The sequence below is a fragment of the Micrococcus sp. Alg238-R198 genome, from assembly GCF_900537135.1.
GTDB lineage: Bacteria > Actinomycetota > Actinomycetes > Actinomycetales > Micrococcaceae > Micrococcus > Micrococcus luteus.
Map to the genome: position 1 here is coordinate 150517 of NZ_UNRH01000006.1, position 19291 is coordinate 169807.

A 19291-nucleotide genomic window follows, 5' to 3' on the forward strand; every position below is an offset into this window, starting at 1 on the left:
GAGGCCCCCGCCATGCTCCGCTCGCTGCTGCTCGTCGGCGCCGGCGCCGCATCCGGCTGGTTCGCACACCGCGCCCTCGGCGACCGTGCCCACCCGGCCACCGACGCGACCGACGCGCCGACGTCTGACCCTGGCTCCGCGGGGGGGCGCGCGGGGTTCTCCGCCCGCCTGGACCCGGAGCGTCTGGCCCGCCAGGCCGGTGAGGCCGCCGCCGACGCCGCGGCGGCCGCCCTGCAGGACGGTGCCCGGCGCCTGGCCGAGCGCGTCCGCGCCGAGGCCCCCTGGGCCGCGCCCTACCTGCCCCACACGGGGCCGATCATCTCCGGGGAGACCGTGGAGCCGCCGTCGCACGGCGCCGCCCGCCCCCAGACCACCACCACGCAGAAGGACACCCCCGCATGAAGTCCCAGGAGATCGCCCGCCGCTGGACCGCCTTCTTTGAGTCCAGGGGGCACCGCGTGGTGCCGTCGGCGTCGCTCGTCTCGCCGGATCCGTCGCTGCTGTTCACGGTGGCCGGCATGGTCCCGTTCATCCCGTACTTCCTGGGGGAGCAGACCCCGCCGAGCCCGCGCGTCGTCTCGGTGCAGAAGTGCATCCGCACCGCGGACATCGAGGAGGTCGGCAAGACCGTCCGCCACGGCACCTTCTTCCAGATGTGCGGCAACTTCTCCTTCGGCGACTACTTCAAGGAGACGGCCATCCCGATGGCCTGGGAGCTGCTGACGTCCTCGGTCGAGGACGGCGGCTTCGGCCTGGACCCCGAGCGCCTCTGGGTCACCGTGTACCGCGAGGACGACGAGGCCGAGCGCATCTGGCGCGAGGACGTGGGCGTCCGTCCCGAGCGCATCCAGCGCATGGGCAAGGACGACAACTACTGGAACACCGGCCAGCCCGGCCCGGGCGGCCCCTGCTCGGAGATCTTCTACGACCGCGGCCCCGCGTACGGCGTCGACGGCGGCCCGGCCGCGGACGACACCCGCTACATCGAGATCTGGAACCTCGTGTTCATGCAGTACCGCCTCTCCGCGGTGCGCTCGAAGGACGACTTCGACATCGCCGGCGAGCTCGAGCACAAGAACATCGACACCGGTCTCGGCCTCGAGCGGCTCGCCATGATCCTCCAGGGTGTGGAGAACATGTACGAGACGGACCAGGTCCGCCCCGTGCTCGACCGCGCCGCGCAGCTGGCCGGCCGCTCCTACACCTCCACCGAGGACCCGGCCGACCCGCACTACGACGACGACGTCCGCCTGCGCATGGTGGCCGACCACGTGCGCTCGGCCCTGATGCTGATCAGCGACGGCGTGCGCCCCGGCAACGAGGGCCGCGGCTACGTGCTGCGCCGCCTCATCCGCCGCGTCGTCCGCGCCCTGCGCCTGATGGGCGTCACCGAGCCCGTTTTCCCTGAGCTGCTGCCGGTCTCCCGGGACGCGATGAAGGGCACCTACCCGGTGGTCGCGGACGAGTTCGAGCGCATCGCCCGGATCGCCTACGCCGAGGAGAAGGCGTTCCTGCGGACCATCGCCGCGGGCACGGCCCGCCTCGACGCCGCGGTGGGCCAGGCCCGCTCGGCGGGCGGCGGCATCGCGGGCCCGGACGCGTTCGAGCTGCACGACACCTACGGCTTCCCGATCGAGCTGACGCTGGAGATCGCGGAGGAGGCCGGCGTCGCCGTGGACGAGGCCGGGTTCCGCGCCCTCATGGCCGAGCAGCGCGACCGCGCCCGCGCGGACGCCAAGGCCAAGAAGGCCGGCCACACGGACACCGCCGTGTACCAGCGCCTGCGCGCCGAGGGCCAGACCCACTTCACCGGCTACACCGAGCACACCACCGAGTCCGTGGTGCGCGGCCTGCTGCAGAACGGCGAGGAGGTCGCGTCCGCCGGCGCCGGCACGGAGCTCGAGCTCGTCCTGGACGCCACGCCGTTCTACGCGGAGTCCGGCGGCCAGGCCGCGGACACCGGCCTGATCACCGGCGACGGCTTCCGCCTCGAGGTGCTCGACGTGCAGGCCCCCGTGAAGGGGCTGTCCGTGCACAGGGTCAAGGTCCTCGACGGCGAGGTCGCCGCCGGCGCGCAGGCCCTCGGCGCGATCGACCTGCAGCGCCGCCTCGACGGCGAGAAGGCCCACTCCGGCACCCACCTGGTGCACGCCGCACTGCACCAGATCCTCGGCCCCGAGGCCACCCAGTCCGGCTCCTTCAACAAGGAGGGCTACCTGCGCTTCGACTTCCGCTGGGCCGAGGCGCTCTCGGCCGGGGCCCGCTCCGAGGTCGAGGACGTGGTGAACATCGCCATCCGCGACGACCACGCCGTGCTCACCCAGGAGATGAGCCTCGAGGAGGCGCGCGCACTCGGCGCGATGAGCCTGTTCGGCGAGAAGTACGGCGACCGGGTGCGCGTCGTGGAGATCGACGGCGCCTGGTCCCGCGAGCTGTGCGGCGGCACCCACGTGGGCCGCACCGCGCAGATCGGCTCGCTGACCCTGCTCGGCGAGCAGTCCGTGGGCTCGGGCAACCGCCGCGTCGAGGCGCTCGTCGGCCTGGACTCGTTCCGCCACCTCGCCGCGGAGCGCACCCTCGTCTCCGAGCTCTCGGAGATGTTCAAGGCCCCGGCCGAGGAGCTCAAGGACCGCATCGGCGCCACCCTGGACCGGCTCAAGGCGGCCGAGAAGCAGGTCGCGGAGCTGCGGGCCCAGGCGCTGCAGGCCCAGGCCGGGCAGCTCGCCGGGCAGGCCCAGGACGTCACGACGTCCGCCGGGACGTCGGTGCGGGTGCTGGCGCACCACGTCGGCGACGTGGCCGGGGACCAGCTGCGTTCCCTCGTGCTGGACCTGCGCGCCCGGATCGAGTCGGCCGGCGGCAACGCGGCGGGCACGCCCGTGCTCGTGGCCCTCACGGCCGAGGCCAAGGGCCGGCCCCTCGTGGTCGTGGCGACCAACGAGGCCGCCCGCGCGGCCGGCCTCAAGGCGGGCGCCATGGTCAAGACCGCCACCGGCGTGCTCGGCGGCGGGGGCGGAGGCAAGGACGACGTCGCCCAGGGCGGCGGCCAGGACGTCACGCGCGTCGGGGACGCGCTCGAGGCCGTCGTCGCCGCGGTGCGCGCGGCCTGAGGCGGACGTGAGCGCAGGTCAGGACGGGGCCAACGCGGCAACCGACGCCGTGCGCCGGGGGCGCACCCTCGGCGTCGACGTCGGACGTGCCCGCGTGGGCGTCGCGTCGGCCGACCCCGACGGCCTGATCGCCACCCCCGTGGCCACCCTGCGGCGGGATGCGCGTCGACGTCGTGACGTGGACGAGCTCGTCGCCCACGCACGCGAGCTCGACGTCGTCGCCGTGTACGTCGGCCTGCCGGTGAATCTGCGGGGCGAGCACACGCCGTCCACGCAGGACGCCCTCGACTACGCGGACGCCGTCGCCGCCGCCCTGGTCGAGGCGGGCCACCCCGTGCCGGTCCGGCTCGTCGACGAGCGGCTCAGCACGGTCTCCGCGCAGGCCGGACTGCGGGCCGCGGGCCGGTCCGTCAAGGACAGCCGCGGCGTGATCGACCAGGCGGCCGCCGTCGCGATCCTGCAGGCCGCCGTGGACGAGCAGCGCCGCACCGGCCGCTGGGCCGGCCAGGACCGGGAGCAGATCCGGTGACCGGCGACCACCAGCACGCGCGGCGTGAGGACCACTGGGACGATCTGCTCGGCGACGAGGCCGACGTCCACGACGACCTCGACGTGTTCGGCTTCGCCCACGGCGAGGCGGACGAGGCCGATCTCGGCGCCCCGTCCCAGCCGGTCGACGCGGCCGGCCCATGCCGGCCCCGCACGTTCCTGCGTCGCCGGGGCTCCGGGTCCCACCCGGCCCCGCGGGTCGATCGCGGCGCCGGCCGGCGGCGGACCGCGCTGGTGCTGGGCACGGTGCTCGTGGCGTTCGCCGTCGTGGTCGGGCTGATCGTGCGCGGGTTCCTGGGCGGCCCCGACCACACGGCCGTCGAGGGCGACGAGGTGACGTTCTCGGTGGAGCCGGGCGAGGACCTGGGCTCCGTGGCGGCCCGCCTGGACCGGGCCGGCATCGTGGCCTCCGCCCGTGCGTTCGAGCGCGCCGCCAGGGACGCGGACAGCGGTCTCGTGCGCTCGGGGGACTTCGTGCTGCGCGAGCGGATGCCCGCGGCCGAGGCCCTCGCGGTGCTCCAGGGCGCCGCGGACGGGGCCGTGCACTACGTGCTCGTGGAGCGCGGCCGGCGACTCACCGAGGTGCTGGACGCCGTCGCCGAGGCCACGGGGCTGCCCCGCGAGGAGCTCGAGGCCGCCGCCCACGACCCGACCCGCTACGGCGTCCCCGGGGAGGCGGGCACGCTCGAGGGCTGGCTCGACGCGGGGGAGTACCGCCTCCCCGTCGACGCCACCGCCGAGCAGGTGCTCGACTCCCTGATCCGGCCCACCCTCGCCGAGCTCGACGCCCTCGACGTCCGCGACCCGGCCGAGCAGCAGCGCCTGCTCACGATCGCCTCCATCCTCGAGGCGGAGGCCCTGCCCCAGGACTACCGGCAGGTCGCCGGCGCCATCGAGAACCGCCTCGCCCCGGACAACACCGAGACGCGCGGGCTCCTGCAGATCGACGCCACCGTCACGTACGGCCTCGGCGTGCGCAGCCTCAGCTTCACCTCGGGCCAGCGCCAGGACGCGTCGAACCCCTACAACACGTACGTGCACCCGGGCCTGCCGCCGGGTCCGATCGGCATGCCCTCCGACGCGGCCGTCGAGGCCGCCCTCGACCCGGCCGAGACGGACGCCTACTACTGGGTGACCACGGACATCGGCACCGGCCACACCGAGTTCTCCCGCACCTATGAGGAGCACCAGCAGCACGTGCGCACCCTGCAGCGCTACTGCGCCTCCAATCCGGGGGTGTGCTGATGCGCCCCACGCTGCGCGCGGCGGTCCTGGGCCGGCCGATCGCCCACTCGCTCTCCCCGGTGCTGCACGCGGCCGGCTACCGGGTCCTGGGCCTCGACGTCGACTACGGCCGCCGAGACCTGGGCGAGGACGAGGTGCTCGCCTTCGCGGCCGAGCACCTCGGCGCCCCGGGCACGGCCGACGGCGGCGCGGCCGCGGCCCGCGGGCAGGACTGGCTCGGCTGCTCCGTCACCATGCCGCTGAAGCGGGCGGTCGTCGCCGCCGCCGGGCACGTCAGCGACCGCGTCCGCCTCCTGGGCACCGCGAACACCCTCGTGCGCGACCACCCCTCCGCCCCCGGGGTCGTCCACGCCGAGAACACGGACGTGGACGGCATCCTCGGCGCCCTCGCCGCGGCCGGCCTCGACCGTGCCGCCCGGGGCGGGACCGTCGGCGTCCTCGGGAACGGGGGGACCGCGACGGCGGCCGTCCTCGCCGCCGCCACGCTCGGCGCGGACGCGGTGCTCTTCGGCGTCCGCGACGCCGCCCGCGCCGCCGAGGTGACGGCCCTGGCCGACGCGCTCGGGCTGCGCTGGGCAACCCTCGGCCAGCCGGATCTGCTCCGGCGGGCACCGGGGCTGCGTGCCGTCGTCGCCACCCTGCCGCCGCGCGCCGCGGACGCCCTGGCCGCACACGTGCCGGCTGGCGCCGCCCTGCCGCCCCTGCTGGACGCGGCCTACGACCCGTGGCCCTCCGTGCTGGCGTCCGCCTGGTCCCGGGAGGTCGGTCCGGTGGCGTCCGGGCTGTCCATGCTGCTGCACCAGGGCATCGAGCAGGTCCGGCTGTTCACGGCCCGGCCCCGCGCCGCGGCCGGGATGCCCGAGCCGGACTGGGCGGCGGTGACGCGCGCCGCGGCGGACGCCCTGGGACCGGCCGCCGGCTGAGCGTCGAACGCCGGATCCGGTGCGTCCCGTCCGGTCACACGTGGCGGCGCGGTGCCCCGTGCGTGAGAGACTGCACGCCATGGTGCGCTGGTTGACAGCGGGGGAGTCTCACGGCCCCGCGCTCACAGGAATCGTTGAGGGACTGCCGGCCGGGATCCCGGTCACGACGCAGGACGTGCAGGACGCGCTCGCGCGCCGCCGCCTGGGGTACGGGCGCGGCGCGCGCATGAAGTTCGAGCAGGACGCGGTGACGATCCTCGGCGGCGTCCGCCACGGCCGCACCCTCGGCTCGCCCGTGGCGATCCAGGTGGGCAACACGGAATGGCCCAAGTGGGAGAAGGTGATGGCCGCCGATCCCGTCCCCGCGGAGGAGCTCGACGGTCTGGCCCGCAACGCGGCGCTCACCCGCCCGCGGCCCGGCCACGCCGACCTGACCGGCATGCAGAAGTACGGCTTCGACGAGGCCCGCCCCCTCCTCGAGCGCGCCTCCGCCCGTGAGACCGCCGCCCGTGTGGCCCTGGGCACCGTCGCCCGCGCCTTCCTCGGCGAGCTCGGCGTGCGGATCGTCTCCCACACCGTGGCCTTCGGGGAGGCCGCCCTGCCGGAGGGCCACCCGTTCCCCGTCCCCGAGGACGAGGCCCGCCTCGACGCCGACCCGGTCCGCTGCCTCGACCCGCAGACCTCGGCGGCGATGGTCGCCGAGGTCGACGACGCCCACCGCGCCGGGGAGACCCTCGGCGGCGTCGTGGAGGTGCTGGCGTACGGCGTGCCGATCGGCCTGGGCTCCCACGTGCACTGGGACCGCCGCCTCGACGCGCGGCTGGCGGGGGCGCTCATGGGCATCCAGGCGATCAAGGGCGTGCAGGTCGGCGACGGGTTCGCCACGGCCGCCCGACGCGGCTCCGCCGCCCACGACGGGATCGCCCGCGGCGCGGACGGTCGCCCCCGGCGCACGAGCGACCGGGCCGGCGGCATCGAGGCCGGCATGTCGACGGGCGAGCTGCTGCGCGTGAGTGCCGCGATGAAGCCGATCGCCACGGTGCCGCGCGCGCTGCCCACGGTCGACGTCGCCACGGGCGCGGAGACCACGGCCCACCATCAGCGCTCCGACGTGGCGGCCGTGCCCGCCGCGGGCATCGTCGCCGAGGCCATGGTCGCCCTCGTCCTGGCCGACGCGATGCTCGAGAAGTTCGGCGGCGACTCCGTGGCCGAGACGCGCCGCAACCTCGAAGCGTTCCAGGCCGCGGTCCCCGCCCTGCCGGAGCCGGGCGCCGACGTCGTGGCGGACGGCCCGATGGGCGACCCCCTGCCGTGACCGACACCCCCGGGACCGCGCCGGCCCCGGGACCGGACCCGAGCACGCGTCCCGTCCCCGGGCCCGTCACCGTGTGCCCGTGGGAGGGCATGACCGGTGCCCTCGAGGCGCGCCTGACGGCCGCGGCCACGGTGGCCGCCGCGGCCGACGAGGACCCGGCCGCGCGCCCGGCCCGCCGGATCGTCCTCGTCGGCCCGATGGGGGCCGGGAAGACGACGGTCGGCCGGGCCCTGGCCGCCGTGACCGGGCTGCCCTTCGTGGACTCCGACGAGCTGTTCACCCAGGTGCACGGCCCGATCCCGGAGTTCTTCGCCGAGCACGGCGAGGCCGCGTTCCGGGCGGAGGAGGCGCGCGTCATCGGCCATGTGCTCGGCCGACCCGCCCCGTGCGTCCTCTCGTGCGGCGGCGGCGCCGTCCTGCATCCGGGCACCCGCCGCGCGCTGGCCGGGCCGGACTCCGACGTCGTCTACCTCGCTGTCGGAGAGGAGGAGGCGCTGCGCCGCGTGGGCGGCGGCGCGGGCCGCCCCGTCCTGGCCGGAGACCCCGCCGGGACCTGGCGGCGCATCCTCGCCGAACGCGAGGGGCTGTACCGCGAGGTCGCCGACCTCGTCCTCGACACCACAGGCCTGACGGCCGCCGAGGCGGCCTGGCGTATCGTGGGGGACGCCCACCGCCCCCGAAGGAGTGAGTCACACCCATGACCGACCGTGAGCCGGACATCACCGAGCAGGAGACCCCGGGGGCGGCGCCCGCGGCCGCTCCGGCCGCACCCGAGGACGTGACGGTCATCCCCGTGGCCGGCGGCCACGAGGCGGCCGTGCACGGCGGCTACGACGTGGTGGTGGGCCGGGGCCTGCTCGCGCGCCTGCCGGACATGCTCGGCCCGACCGTCCGACGCGTGCTGGTCATCCATCCGCGCGCCCTCCGGGCCACCGGCGACGTCGTCAAGAACGACCTCGAGGCCGTGGGCCTGACCGCACTGACCGCCGAGATCCCGGACGCCGAGGAGGGCAAGCACCTGCAGGTGGCCGGGTTCTGCTGGCAGGTGCTCGGCCAGAACGACTTCACCCGGTCGGACGCGATCGTCTCCGTGGGCGGCGGCGCCGTGTCCGACCTGGCCGGCTTCGTGGCGGCCACGTGGCTGCGCGGCGTCCGCGTCGTGCACATGCCCACCACCCTGCTGGGCATGGTGGACGCGGCGGTGGGCGGCAAGACCGGCATCAACACCGCCGAGGGCAAGAACCTGGTGGGGGCGTTCCACAATCCGGCCGGCGTGCTGGCGGACCTGGACACGCTGCTCACCCTGCCGGCCAACGAGCTGATCTCCGGCCTGGCCGAGGTCGTGAAGTGCGGCTTCATCGCCGACCCCGCGATCCTCGACCTCATCGAGGAGGACCCGGCCCAGGCCCAGAACCCGCACTCCGCGCGGCTGCGCGAGCTGATCGAGCGTTCGATCCGGGTCAAGGCGGACGTCGTCTCCCGCGACCCCCGCGAGTCGGGCGCCCGCGAGGCGCTGAACTACGGCCACACGATGGCGCACGCGATCGAGCTCGCCGAGCGCTACCAGTGGCGCCACGGCGCCGCGGTGTCCGTGGGGCTGGTCTTCGCGGCCGAGCTGGCCCGCTCCCTCGGCCGGCTCGACGACGCCACCGCGGACCGCCACTGGTCGGTGCTGACGGCCCTGGGCCTGCCCGTCTCCTACCGCGGGGACCGGTGGCAGACCCTGCTCGAGGGCATCCGCCGGGACAAGAAGAACCGCGGCGACCAGCTGCGCTTCGTCCTGCTGGACGGGCTCGCGCAGCCCACCACCGTGGACATCCCGGACGCGTCCCTGCTCTTCGCGGCGTACCAGGAGATCGCAGAGTGAGCCGCCGCTGACCCCGGCCCCGCGCGGGGCCTCCCGTAGACTGGCCCGCGCACATCCAAGACCCCACCCACTGCAGGCGGACCCGTGACGGTCCGCGAGACCGATCGGGAGCACACACGTGGCAACGAGCAACGACATCAAGAACGGCGCCGTCCTGAAACTGGAGGGCCAGCTCTGGAACGTCACCGAGTTCCAGCACGTCAAGCCGGGCAAGGGCGGCGCGTTCGTCCGCACCAAGATGAAGAACATCACCACGGGCAAGGTCGTGGACAAGACCTTCAACGCCGGCGCCAAGGTCGAGTTCGCCACCGTCGACCGCTCCGACTACCAGTACCTCTACCAGGACGGCGCGGACTACGTGTTCATGGACGTCAAGGACTACGACCAGATCACCGTGCCCGGGGCCGTGGTCGGCGACGCCGCGAAGTACATGCTCGAGAACACCCAGGTGGTCATCGCCCTGCACGAGGGCACGCCGCTGTACCTCGAGATGCCGGCGTCCGTGGTCCTGGAGATCACCTACACCGAGCCGGGCCTGCAGGGGGACCGCTCGTCCGCCGGCACCAAGCCCGCCACCGTGGAGACCGGCGCCGAGATCCAGGTGCCGCTCTTCGTCGAGCAGGGCACCCGCGTCAAGGTCGACACCCGCACCGGCGACTACCTCGGCCGCGTCAATGACTGAGCGGGCCTCCGCCGGCTCCGCTGCCAAGCGGGGGACCACGGCGCGCAGCCGCTCCCGGCAGCGTGCGGTGGAGATCCTGTTCGAGGCCGAGCAGCGCGGATCCACCGTGCTGGAGGGCATCCGCACCCGCCGCGAGAGCACCGACCTGCAGGTGAACGCCTACACCCAGCGGCTCGTGGAAGGCGTCATCGCGGACCAGGAGCGGCTCGACGAGGCCCTGAGCTCCTACTCCCGCGGCTGGTCCCTGGACCGCATGCCCGCCGTCGACCGGGCGATCCTGCGCGTGGGGGCCTGGGAGCTGCTGTTCCAGGACGACGTGCCGGACGCCGTCGCCATCTCGGAGGCCGTCGCCCTGGCCGCCCAGCTGTCCACGGACGACTCGCCCGAGTTCGTCAACGGTCTGCTCGGCCGCCTGCAGCAGGTCAAGCCGACGCTGCTCGCCTGAGCGGCCGAGAGCTCCGTCACGAGGCCCGTCCCGCACCGCGTCATCCGCGCCGTGGGGCGGGCCTCGCTGGTAGAGTCGGCGACGTCCCGCGCGGGGGCCCACCGGCGCCCCGGGACGAACCACGCATCCTTTAAGAGCCGTCCTGTGAGGCGGGGAAGGAGGCGCCGGCATGGGAACTGACCCCGCCGCACCTCGTGCTGCCCGGACCGTGCTGTCCACGTCCGAGATCGACCGGGCGCTGACCCGGATCGCCCACGAGATCCTCGAGTCCAACAAGGGCGCCGAGGGTCTCGTCCTGATGGGGATCCCGCGCCGCGGGGCCCCCCTGGCCCGGCGGCTCGGCGCCCTGCTGGCCCGCATCGAGCCGGCCTTCGACCCCACCGCCGCCGTCGGTGAGGTGGACGTGACGCTCTACCGGGACGACCTCCGCCGCGGCACGGCCCGCACCCCGATGCCCACCCGCCTGCCCGAGGTCCCCCTCGACGGCGCCGTCGTCGTGCTCGTGGACGACGTCCTCTTCTCCGGCCGCACCGTCCGGGCCGCCCTCGACGCGATCGCCGACCTGGGCCGCCCCGCCGCCGTGCGCCTGGCCGTCCTCGTGGACCGCGGGCACCGCGAGCTGCCCGTCCGGGCCGACTTCGTGGGCAAGAACCTGCCGACCTCCACCGCCGAGCGCGTCCAGGTCCGGCTCATGGAGGTCGACGGCCCCGAGGGCACCGGCGAGGTCACTGAGGACGCCGTGAGCATCGTCGACCGTGTCGCGACCCGGGAGGGTTGAGCCGTGCGCCACCTGCTGTCCACCGCCGACCTCTCCCGCGCCGACGCCCTCGCCGTCCTCGACACCGCCGAGGAGATGGCCGCCGTCAACCAGCGCGAGGTCAAGAAGCTGCCCGCCCTGCGCGGCCGCACCGTGGTGAACCTCTTCCTCGAGGACTCCACCCGCACCCGCATCTCCTTCGAGGCCGCCGCCAAGCGGCTCTCTGCGGACGTGATCAACTTCTCCGCGAAGGGATCGTCCGTCTCCAAGGGGGAGTCGCTCAAGGACACCGTCCAGACGCTCGAGGCCATCGGCGCGGACGCCATCGTGATGCGCCACTGGTCCTCGGGCGCGGCCCGCCAGCTGGCCGACTCCGGCTGGGTGCGCTCCGCCGTCGTGAACGCCGGCGACGGCACCCACGAGCACCCCACCCAGGCCCTCCTGGACGCCTTCACCCTGCGCCGGCGCCTCGCCGCGGCGACGGGAGAGGACCTGGTCGGCCGGGACCTGACCGGCATGCGCGTGGTGATCGTGGGGGACATCCTGCACTCGCGCGTGGCCCGGTCCAACGTGTGGCTGCTCAGCACGCTGGGCGCACAGGTCACCCTGGCCGCGCCGCCCACCCTGCTGCCCGTGGGCGTGGCCGCGTGGCCGTGCCAGGTCACCTACTCGCTGGACGAGGCCCTCGACGCCGGCCCCGACGCCGTCATGATGCTCCGCGTCCAGGCCGAGCGGATGGGCGGCGCCTTCTTCCCGTCCGCGGGGGAGTACACCCGGACCTGGGGGCTGACCGACGACCGCTTCGCCCGCCTCACCGCCGGCCGCGGCGCCCTGCTCGACGAGCCCGTGGTCATGCACCCCGGCCCGATGAACCGCGGCCTGGAGATCAGCCCGGCGGCGGCGGACTCGCCCCGCAACACCGCCCTCGAGCAGGTCGCCAACGGCGTGTCTGTCCGCATGGCGGTCCTGCACCTCGTCCTCAACCACGACCAGGAGGTCCGCCCGTGAGCGCCCCCAGCCCCGCCCCCCTGCTGCTGCGCAGTGCGCGCCTGACCACGGGTGAGACCGCCGACGTGCTCGTCGCCGAGGGCCGGATCGCCGCCCTCGGCCCGGACGCCGCGGCCCACGCCGCCGGCCTCGACCCGGCCCCCGAGGAGGTCGACTGCGCCGGCCTGGTGCTGCTGCCCGGGCTCGTCGACCTGCACACCCATCTGCGCCAGCCCGGCAAGGAGGATGCAGAGACGGTCGAGACCGGCACCCGCGCCGCCGCGATGGGCGGCTTCACCTCGGTCCACGCGATGGCCAACTCGACGCCGACGGCGGACACCGCCGGCGTGGTGGAGCAGGTGTGGCGGCTGGGCCGGGACGCGGGCTGGTGCGATGTGCACCCCGTGGGCGCGGTGACCGTGGGCCTGGCCGGCGAGGCCCTGGCCGACCTCGGCGCGATGGCCGACTCGCAGGCCCGCGTGCGGATGTTCTCCGACGACGGCATGTGCGTCCACGACGCCGTGCTGATGCGCCGTGCGCTCGAGTACGTGAAGTCCTTCGGCGGCTTCGTGGCCCAGCACGCGCAGGAGCCGAACCTCACCGCCGGCGCCCAGATGAACGAGTCCGAGCTCTCCGGCGTCCTCGGCCTGGCCGGCTGGCCCGCCGTGGCGGAGGAGGCCATCATCGCCCGTGACGTGCTGCTGGCCCAGCACGTGGACTCCCGCCTGCACGTGTGCCACGTCTCCACGGCCGGCTCCGTCGAGCTGATCCGCTGGGCCAAGGCCCAGGGCGTGGCCGTGACCGCCGAGGTCACCCCGCACCACCTGCTGCTCACCGAGGAGCTCGTCCGCTCCTACGACCCCGTGTTCAAGGTCAATCCGCCGCTGCGCCGCGAGTCCGACGTGATGGCCCTGCGCGCCGGGCTGGCCGACGGCACCATCGACACCGTGGGCACCGACCACGCCCCACACACCGCCGAGACCAAGCAGTGCGAGTGGACGGTCGCGGCGATGGGCATGACGGGCCTCGAGACCGCCCTGTCCGTGGTGCAGCAGGCGATGGTGGACACCGGCCTGATGGACTGGGCCGGCGTCGCCCGCGTGATGTCCACGGCGCCGGCCCGGATCGCCGGCCTGACCGACCAGGGCCAGGCCGACGAGCGCGGCGTCCCGCGCGTCGGCGCGGTGGCCAACCTCGTGCTCGTGGACGCGCAGGCCCGCCGCACCGTGGACCCCGAGCAGCACCTGACCAAGTCCCGCAACAGCCCGTACCGGGGCATGGAGCTGCCGGGCGCGGTGCGCCACACGGTCTATCGCGGTGCCCGCGTCGTCGCCGACGGCGCCCCCGCCCGGCCGTACCGCCACCCGGCCCTGACGGAGACGGGGGAGCGCGCGTGAGCATCACCTCCCTGGCCGCCGCCCTGGCGGCCCGTCCCGTCCCGCCGCGGACCCCGACGAAGGACTACGCGGACGTGTGGCTGCCGGTGACCCTGGGCACCCTGGCCGTCGTCCTCGTGCTGCTCGGCCTGCTGGCCCTCGGGTGGCGGGCCCGCCGCCGGGCGCAGGCCGGGATCCCGGCCCCGGCCCCCGTGCCGACGGCCCTCTACGACGCCGAGCCGACGCTGTCCGCGGAGGGCATGCACGTGGGCACGGTGCGCGGCGAGGACCGACTGGACCGCGTGGCGGTGCACGGCCTGGGCCTGCGCTCGCGCGCCGTCCTCGAGGTCCACGACGCCGGCACCCACCGCGGCCTGCTCGTGCTCCGCCCCGGGGCCGCCAACCTGTTCATCCCCGCGGACGACCTCGTCGAGGCCGGCCTGTCCGCGGGGATCGCCGGCAAGTTCGTCGAGCCGGGCGGGCTCGTCGCCTGGGGCTGGCGCCTCGGCGACGTGGAACTCACCTCCGCCTTCCGCCCCGACCGCCCCGAGGACCGCGACCGGCTCCTCGCCGCCCTGCAGACCATCATCGACCCCGCCCCGGCCGACCCGGCCGGCCGCGCAGGAGAAGGAGACCCCCGATGAGCACCCCCACCGACGACCTGGCCCTGCTCGTCCTCGAGGACGGCACCGTCCACCGCGGCCGGGCCTACGGCGCCCGCGGCCGCACCCTGGGCGAGGCCGTGTTCACCACGGGCATGACCGGCTACCAGGAGACCCTCACCGACCCGTCCTACGCGGGGCAGATCATCGTGCAGACCTCCCCGCACATCGGCAACACCGGGGTCAACGACGCCGACCGCGAGTCGCGGGCGATCTTCGCCGCCGGCTACGTGGTCCGCGACGCGGCCCGGCGTCCGTCCAACTGGCGCGCCGAGCGCACCCTCGACGAGGATCTCGAGGCGTTCGGCGTCGTCGGGATCCGCGAGGTCGACACCCGGGCCGTCACCCGCCGCCTGCGCACCGAGGGCTCGATGCGCGCCGGCGTGTTCTCCGGCGAGCTCGCCGCCCGCCCGGAGGCCGAGCTGCTGGCGGAGGTGCGCGCCCAGCCGTCGATGGCCGGCGCCCGCCTCGCGGAGTCCGTCACCACGGAGGAGCCGTACGTCGTCGAGCCGGCCGAGCACGGCTGGGAGGGCGAGCCGATCGCCGAGATCGCCGCCCTCGACCTCGGCATCAAGGCCGCCACGCCGCGGCACCTGGCCTCCCGCGGCATCCGCGTGCACGTGCTGCCCGCGGCCACGGACCTGGCCGGCATCCGCGCCGTGGACCCGGACGGCGTCTTCCTGTCCAACGGCCCCGGCGACCCGGCCACGGCAGACGCCCAGGTGGAGCTGCTGCGCGAGGTCCTCGACGCCGGCCTGCCGTTCTTCGGCATCTGCTTCGGCAACCAGATCTTCGGCCGCGCGCTCGGCTTCGACACCTACAAGCTGAAGTTCGGCCACCGCGGCCCGAACCAGCCGGTGCTGGACAAGGCCACGGGCCGCGTGGCCATCACCTCCCAGAACCACGGCTTCGCCGTGGACGCCCCCCTCGGCGAGCCGATCGAGGCGCCGGAGTCGCGCTTCGGCCGCGTCGAGGTCTCCCACTGGTCCCTGAACGACCAGGTCGTCGAGGGCCTGCGCCTGCTCGACCGGCCCGCCTTCTCCGTGCAGTTCCACCCGGAGTCCGCGGCCGGCCCCAACGACACCCTCGACCTGTTCGACCGCTTCGTGCAGCTGCTCACCGAGCACCGCGCCGCCACCACCCCCGCCACCGAAGGAGCCTGATCCATGCCCAAGCGCACCGACCTGAAGTCCGTCCTGGTCATCGGCTCCGGCCCCATCGTGATCGGCCAGGCCGCCGAGTTCGACTACTCCGGCACCCAGGCCATCCGCGTCCTCAAGGAGGAGGGCGTCCGCGTCGTCCTCGTCAACTCCAACCCGGCCACGATCATGACCGACCCGGAGCTGGCCGACGCCACCTACGTCGAGCCCATCACCCCGGCCGTGGTCGCCAAGATCATCGAGAAGGAGCGCCCGGACGCCCTGCTGCCCACCCTGGGCGGCCAGACGGCGCTGAACACCGCCATCGCCCTCGACAAGGACGGGGTGCTCGAGCGCTTCGGCGTCGAGCTGATCGGCGCGAACATCGAGGCCATCGAGCTCGGCGAGAACCGCGAGCTGTTCAAGGGCGTCGTGGAGCGTGCCGGCGGCGAGTCCGCCCGGTCCCACATCGTGCACACGATGGAGGAGGCCCTGGCCGCCGTCGAGGACCTGAAGTACCCCGTGGTGGTGCGCCCCTCGTTCACGATGGGCGGCCTCGGCTCCGGCATGGCCTACGACGAGGCCGACCTGTACCGCATCTGCGGCGCCGGCCTGCAGTACAGCCCGACCTCCGAGGTCCTGCTCGAGGAGTCCATCCTCGGCTGGAAGGAGTACGAGCTGGAGATGATGCGGGACAAGAACGACAACGTCGTCGTCGTCTGCTCCATCGAGAACGTGGACCCCGTGGGCGTGCACACCGGCGACTCCATCACCGTGGCCCCGGCCATGACGCTGACGGACCGCGAGTACCAGAAGCTGCGGGACATCTCGATCAACGTCATCCGCGAGGTCGGCGTGGACACCGGCGGCTGCAACATCCAGTTCGCGGTGAACCCCGTGGACGGGCGCGTCGTCGTCATCGAGATGAACCCGCGCGTCTCCCGCTCCTCGGCGCTGGCCTCGAAGGCCACCGGCTTCGCGATCGCCAAGATCGCCACCAAGCTGGCCCTGGGCTACACGATGGACGAGATCCCCAACGACATCACCCAGAAGACCCCGGCGTCCTTCGAGCCGGTCCTGGACTACGTGGTCGTGAAGGTCCCGCGCTTCGCGTTCGAGAAGTTCCCGGCGGCGGATCCCACGCTGACCACCACCATGAAGTCGGTCGGCGAGGCCATGGCCATCGGCCGCAACTTCACGGAGGCCCTGCAGAAGGCCCTGCGCTCGCTCGAGCAGAAGGGCTCGGAGCTCGCGTTCCCGCAGGACGCCGACCCGCAGGCCCTGCTCGCGGCGGCGAGCACGGCCACCACCGACCGGCTCTCCCAGACCCAGCAGGCGCTCTACGCCGGCGCCACGATCGAGGAGGCCTTCGAGGCCACCGCGATCGACCCGTGGTTCCTGGACCAGTTCGTGCTCATCAACGAGGTCGCGGACGAGATCCGCGACGCCGAGGTCCTCGACGAGGCCCTGCTGCGCCGCGCCAAGCGGCACGGGTTCTCCGACGCCCAGATCGGCTCGCTGCGGCACATGGACGCCGCGGTCGTGCGCGGCGTGCGTCACGCCCTGGGCGTGCGCCCCGTCTACAAGACCGTGGACACCTGTGCCGCCGAGTTCGAGGCCTTCACCCCGTACCGGTACTCCAGCTACGACCTCGAGACCGAGGTCGCCCCGCACGAGGGCGAGTCGGTGATCATCCTCGGCTCGGGCCCGAACCGGATCGGCCAGGGCATCGAGTTCGACTACTCGTGCGTGCACGCCACCATGGCGCTGCGCGAGGCCGGCTACGAGACCGTGATGGTCAACTGCAACCCGGAGACGGTATCCACGGACTACGACATCTCCGATCGCCTCTACTTCGAGCCGCTCACGCTCGAGGACGTCCTGGAGGTCATCGCGGCAGAGGAGGCCTCCGGCGGCGTGCGCGGCGTCTTCGTGCAGCTCGGCGGCCAGACCCCGCTCAAGCTGGCCCAGCAGCTCGCCGACGCCGGCGTGCCGATCCTGGGCACCTCGCCCGCGGCCATCGACCTGGCCGAGCACCGCGGTGAGTTCGCGCTCGTGCTCGAGCGCGCGGGCCTGGTGGCGCCGAAGAACGGCACGGCCGTCTCCTTCGACGACGCCAAGCGCGTGGCGGACGAGATCGGCTACCCCGTGCTCGTGCGCCCCTCCTACGTGCTCGGCGGCCGCGGCATGGAGATCGTGTACTCCGAGGAGGCGCTGGCCCACTACGTGGCGCACGCGACGGAGATCACCCCCGACCAGCCGATGCTCGTGGACCGCTTCCTCGAGGACGCGATCGAGATCGACGTCGACGCCCTCTACGACGGCACCGAGCTGTACCTCGGCGGCGTCATGGAGCACATCGAGGAGGCGGGCATCCACTCGGGCGACTCCGCGTGCGTGCTGCCCCCCGTCACCCTGGGCCCGGACGTGCTCGAGCGCGTGCACCGCGCCACCGAGCGGATCGCGGCCGGCGTCGGCGTGCGCGGCCTGATCAACATCCAGTTCGCGCTCGCCTCGGACGTGCTGTACGTGATCGAGGCGAACCCGCGCGCCTCGCGGACCGTGCCGTTCGTCTCGAAGGCCACGGGCGTCCAGCTGGCCAAGGCGGCCGCGCGGATCGGCGTCGGCGAGAGCATCGCCGACCTGCGCGCGGCCGGCATGCTGCCCACGGCGTACGACGGCGGCACCCTGCCGATCGGCGCGCCCGTGGCGGTCAAGGAGGCGGTGCTGCCGTTCACCCGCTTCCGCACCGCGGAGGGCCGCGTGGTCGACTCGCTGCTGGGCCCGGAGATGCGCTCGACGGGCGAGGTCATGGGCATCGACAAGCACTTCGACACCGCGTTCGCCAAGTCCCAGTCCGCCGCCGGCGGCCCGCTGCCCACCTCGGGGCGCGTGTTCGTGTCGGTCGCGAACCGGGACAAGCGCACCCTCGTGGGCCAGGCCAAGCGCCTCGTCGACCTCGGCTTCCAGGTGGTCTCCACCGGCGGCACCGCCGAGGTGCTGCGGCGCAACGGCATCCCCGCGGAGGTCGTGGCGAAGATCGCCGACGCCGGGCACGAGGACGGCGCGGGCACCGTGCTGGAGCAGCTGCACGCCGGCACCGTCGATCTCGTGCTGAACACGCCCTCCGGCGGCGACGCCCGCACGGACGGCTACGAGATCCGCGCGGCCGCGACGTCGCTCGGCGTGCCGGTGATCACGACCACGGCCGAGTTCGGGGCGTGCCTGCAGGCCATCGAGGCCATGCGGTCCTACGAGTGGTCCGTCACCTCACTGCAGGAGCACGACGCGCGCCTGCAGCAGGCTGTCGCCGGTCCGGAGGCCGCGGCGTGACCACGACGGCGACGGGCGGCGCGGGGCCCCGCGCCCCCTTCGGGCGGCGGCTGGCCCACGCCATGGAGACGGCCGGTCCGCTGTGCCTCGGCGTGGACCCCCATCCGGGCCTGCTGCGGCAGTGGGGCCTGAGCGACACCCCGGCGGGCCTCGAGGCGTTCTCCCTAACCGCCCTCGAGGCGGCGGTGGGTCCCGAGGGGCCCCGCGTGGCGGCGATCAAGCCCCAGGTGGCGCTGTACGAGCGCCACGGATCGGCCGGCCTGGCGGCCCTGGAGCGGCTGCTCGCGGCCGCCCGGGACGCCGGGGTGCTCACGATCGCGGACGCCAAGCGCGGTGACATCGGCTCCACCATGGACGGCTACGCCGCCGCGTGGATCGCCGACGCCTCGCCCCTGGCCGCGGATGCGGTGACGCTCAGCCCGTACCTGGGTTTCGGCACCCTCGTGCCGACCATCCGCGCCGCCCACGAGGCCGGCCGCGGCGTGTTCGTCCTCGCGCTGACCTCCAATCCGGAGGGCCGCGAGGTCCAGCACGTGGGCGAGGGGTCGGCCGAGGGATCGGTCGCCCGGCGCATCGCCGCGGCGGCGGCCGCCGAGAACGCGGCCCTGCGCGGCGACGACGCGTGGGGGCCGGTGGGACTCGTCTTGGGCGCCACGGTGGCCGCCGAGGCGGACCGCCTCGGCCTGGACCTGCCGGCCCTCGGCGGGCCCCTGCTGGCGCCCGGGTTCGGTGCCCAGGGCGCCACGGCCCGGGGCATGCGGGCCGACTTCGGGACGGCCTGGCCGCAGGTCTTGGCGACCTCGTCCCGCGGCATCCTGAGCGCGGGCCCGTCGGTGGCCTCGCTGGTGGACACGATCGAGGAGAATCGCGCCGCCCTGCGGTGACGCCCGCGTCCTCCCGG

17 protein-coding genes are annotated in these 19291 nt (G+C 74.4%); all 17 read left to right on the forward strand.

Annotation, left to right across the window (positions count from 1 at the left end; translation table 11 throughout):
* The first annotated feature begins 12 nt into the window (after positions 1-12).
* The 17 genes from G6R13_RS07675 to pyrF all read left to right on the forward strand — a co-directional run bounded on the left by G6R13_RS07675 (position 13) and on the right by pyrF (position 19274).
* Positions 13-402, forward strand: coding sequence for a hypothetical protein (locus G6R13_RS07675; RefSeq protein WP_020621562.1), 390 nt, complete (start codon positions 13-15; stop codon positions 400-402).
* A complete protein-coding gene (alaS, locus tag G6R13_RS07680) occupies positions 399-3110 on the forward strand; it encodes an alanine--tRNA ligase (protein ID WP_144879625.1) in 2712 nt (903 codons plus the stop codon). The genes G6R13_RS07675 and alaS overlap by 4 nt, the downstream gene beginning before the upstream one ends.
* 7 nt (positions 3111-3117) lie before the next feature.
* On the forward strand, positions 3118-3639 hold the full coding sequence (gene ruvX, locus G6R13_RS07685; protein WP_163721330.1) for a Holliday junction resolvase RuvX: 522 nt from the start codon (positions 3118-3120) through the stop codon (positions 3637-3639).
* A complete protein-coding gene (mltG, locus tag G6R13_RS07690; protein WP_144786522.1) occupies positions 3636-4904 on the forward strand; it encodes an endolytic transglycosylase MltG in 1269 nt (422 codons plus the stop codon). The genes ruvX and mltG overlap by 4 nt, the downstream gene beginning before the upstream one ends.
* The gene (locus G6R13_RS07695; RefSeq protein WP_101966036.1) at positions 4904-5827 is read left to right on the forward strand and encodes a shikimate dehydrogenase; all 924 of its coding nucleotides are present in this window, start codon (positions 4904-4906) and stop codon (positions 5825-5827) included. Before mltG ends, G6R13_RS07695 begins: the two co-directional genes overlap by 1 nt.
* Positions 5828-5906: 79 nt before the next feature.
* Positions 5907-7142 (forward strand): chorismate synthase, encoded by a 1236-nt coding sequence (gene aroC, locus G6R13_RS07700; protein ID WP_036313697.1) that lies wholly within the window; start codon positions 5907-5909, stop codon positions 7140-7142.
* A gap of 89 nt (positions 7143-7231) precedes the next feature.
* Positions 7232-7843 carry a shikimate kinase gene (locus tag G6R13_RS07705; protein ID WP_227717889.1) on the forward strand — a complete coding sequence of 204 codons (612 nt, stop codon included), beginning with the start codon at positions 7232-7234 and terminating at the stop codon, positions 7841-7843.
* Complete coding sequence (gene aroB, locus G6R13_RS07710; protein WP_080981681.1) at positions 7840-9009, forward strand: 3-dehydroquinate synthase; 1170 nt, start codon at positions 7840-7842, stop codon at positions 9007-9009. Before G6R13_RS07705 ends, aroB begins: the two co-directional genes overlap by 4 nt.
* A 118-nt stretch (positions 9010-9127) precedes the next feature.
* Positions 9128-9691 carry an elongation factor P gene (gene efp / locus G6R13_RS07715; RefSeq protein WP_002857030.1) on the forward strand — a complete coding sequence of 188 codons (564 nt, stop codon included), beginning with the start codon at positions 9128-9130 and terminating at the stop codon, positions 9689-9691.
* Positions 9684-10136, forward strand: a complete 453-nt coding sequence (nusB, locus tag G6R13_RS07720; protein ID WP_049145306.1) for a transcription antitermination factor NusB — start codon at positions 9684-9686, stop codon at positions 10134-10136. Before efp ends, nusB begins: the two co-directional genes overlap by 8 nt.
* Positions 10137-10305: 169 nt before the next feature.
* Entirely contained in the window at positions 10306-10914 is a 609-nt protein-coding gene (gene pyrR, locus G6R13_RS07725; RefSeq protein WP_036313707.1) for a bifunctional pyr operon transcriptional regulator/uracil phosphoribosyltransferase PyrR, read from the forward strand.
* A gap of 3 nt (positions 10915-10917) precedes the next feature.
* Positions 10918-11901, forward strand: coding sequence for an aspartate carbamoyltransferase catalytic subunit (locus G6R13_RS07730; RefSeq protein WP_036313715.1), 984 nt, complete (start codon positions 10918-10920; stop codon positions 11899-11901).
* A complete protein-coding gene (locus G6R13_RS07735; RefSeq protein WP_113914218.1) occupies positions 11898-13277 on the forward strand; it encodes a dihydroorotase in 1380 nt (459 codons plus the stop codon). Before G6R13_RS07730 ends, G6R13_RS07735 begins: the two co-directional genes overlap by 4 nt.
* Positions 13274-13900: a hypothetical protein gene (locus G6R13_RS07740; RefSeq protein ID WP_113914217.1), complete on the forward strand. Its 627-nt coding sequence runs from the start codon at positions 13274-13276 to the stop codon at positions 13898-13900. The genes G6R13_RS07735 and G6R13_RS07740 overlap by 4 nt, the downstream gene beginning before the upstream one ends.
* The gene (gene carA, locus G6R13_RS07745) at positions 13897-15081 is read left to right on the forward strand and encodes a glutamine-hydrolyzing carbamoyl-phosphate synthase small subunit (RefSeq protein WP_113914216.1); all 1185 of its coding nucleotides are present in this window, start codon (positions 13897-13899) and stop codon (positions 15079-15081) included. The genes G6R13_RS07740 and carA overlap by 4 nt, the downstream gene beginning before the upstream one ends.
* A gap of 3 nt (positions 15082-15084) precedes the next feature.
* The gene (gene carB, locus G6R13_RS07750; protein WP_010078599.1) at positions 15085-18390 is read left to right on the forward strand and encodes a carbamoyl-phosphate synthase large subunit; all 3306 of its coding nucleotides are present in this window, start codon (positions 15085-15087) and stop codon (positions 18388-18390) included.
* Positions 18387-19274, forward strand: coding sequence for an orotidine-5'-phosphate decarboxylase (gene pyrF, locus G6R13_RS07755; protein WP_036336596.1), 888 nt, complete (start codon positions 18387-18389; stop codon positions 19272-19274). Before carB ends, pyrF begins: the two co-directional genes overlap by 4 nt.
* Positions 19275-19291 lie beyond the last annotated feature (17 nt).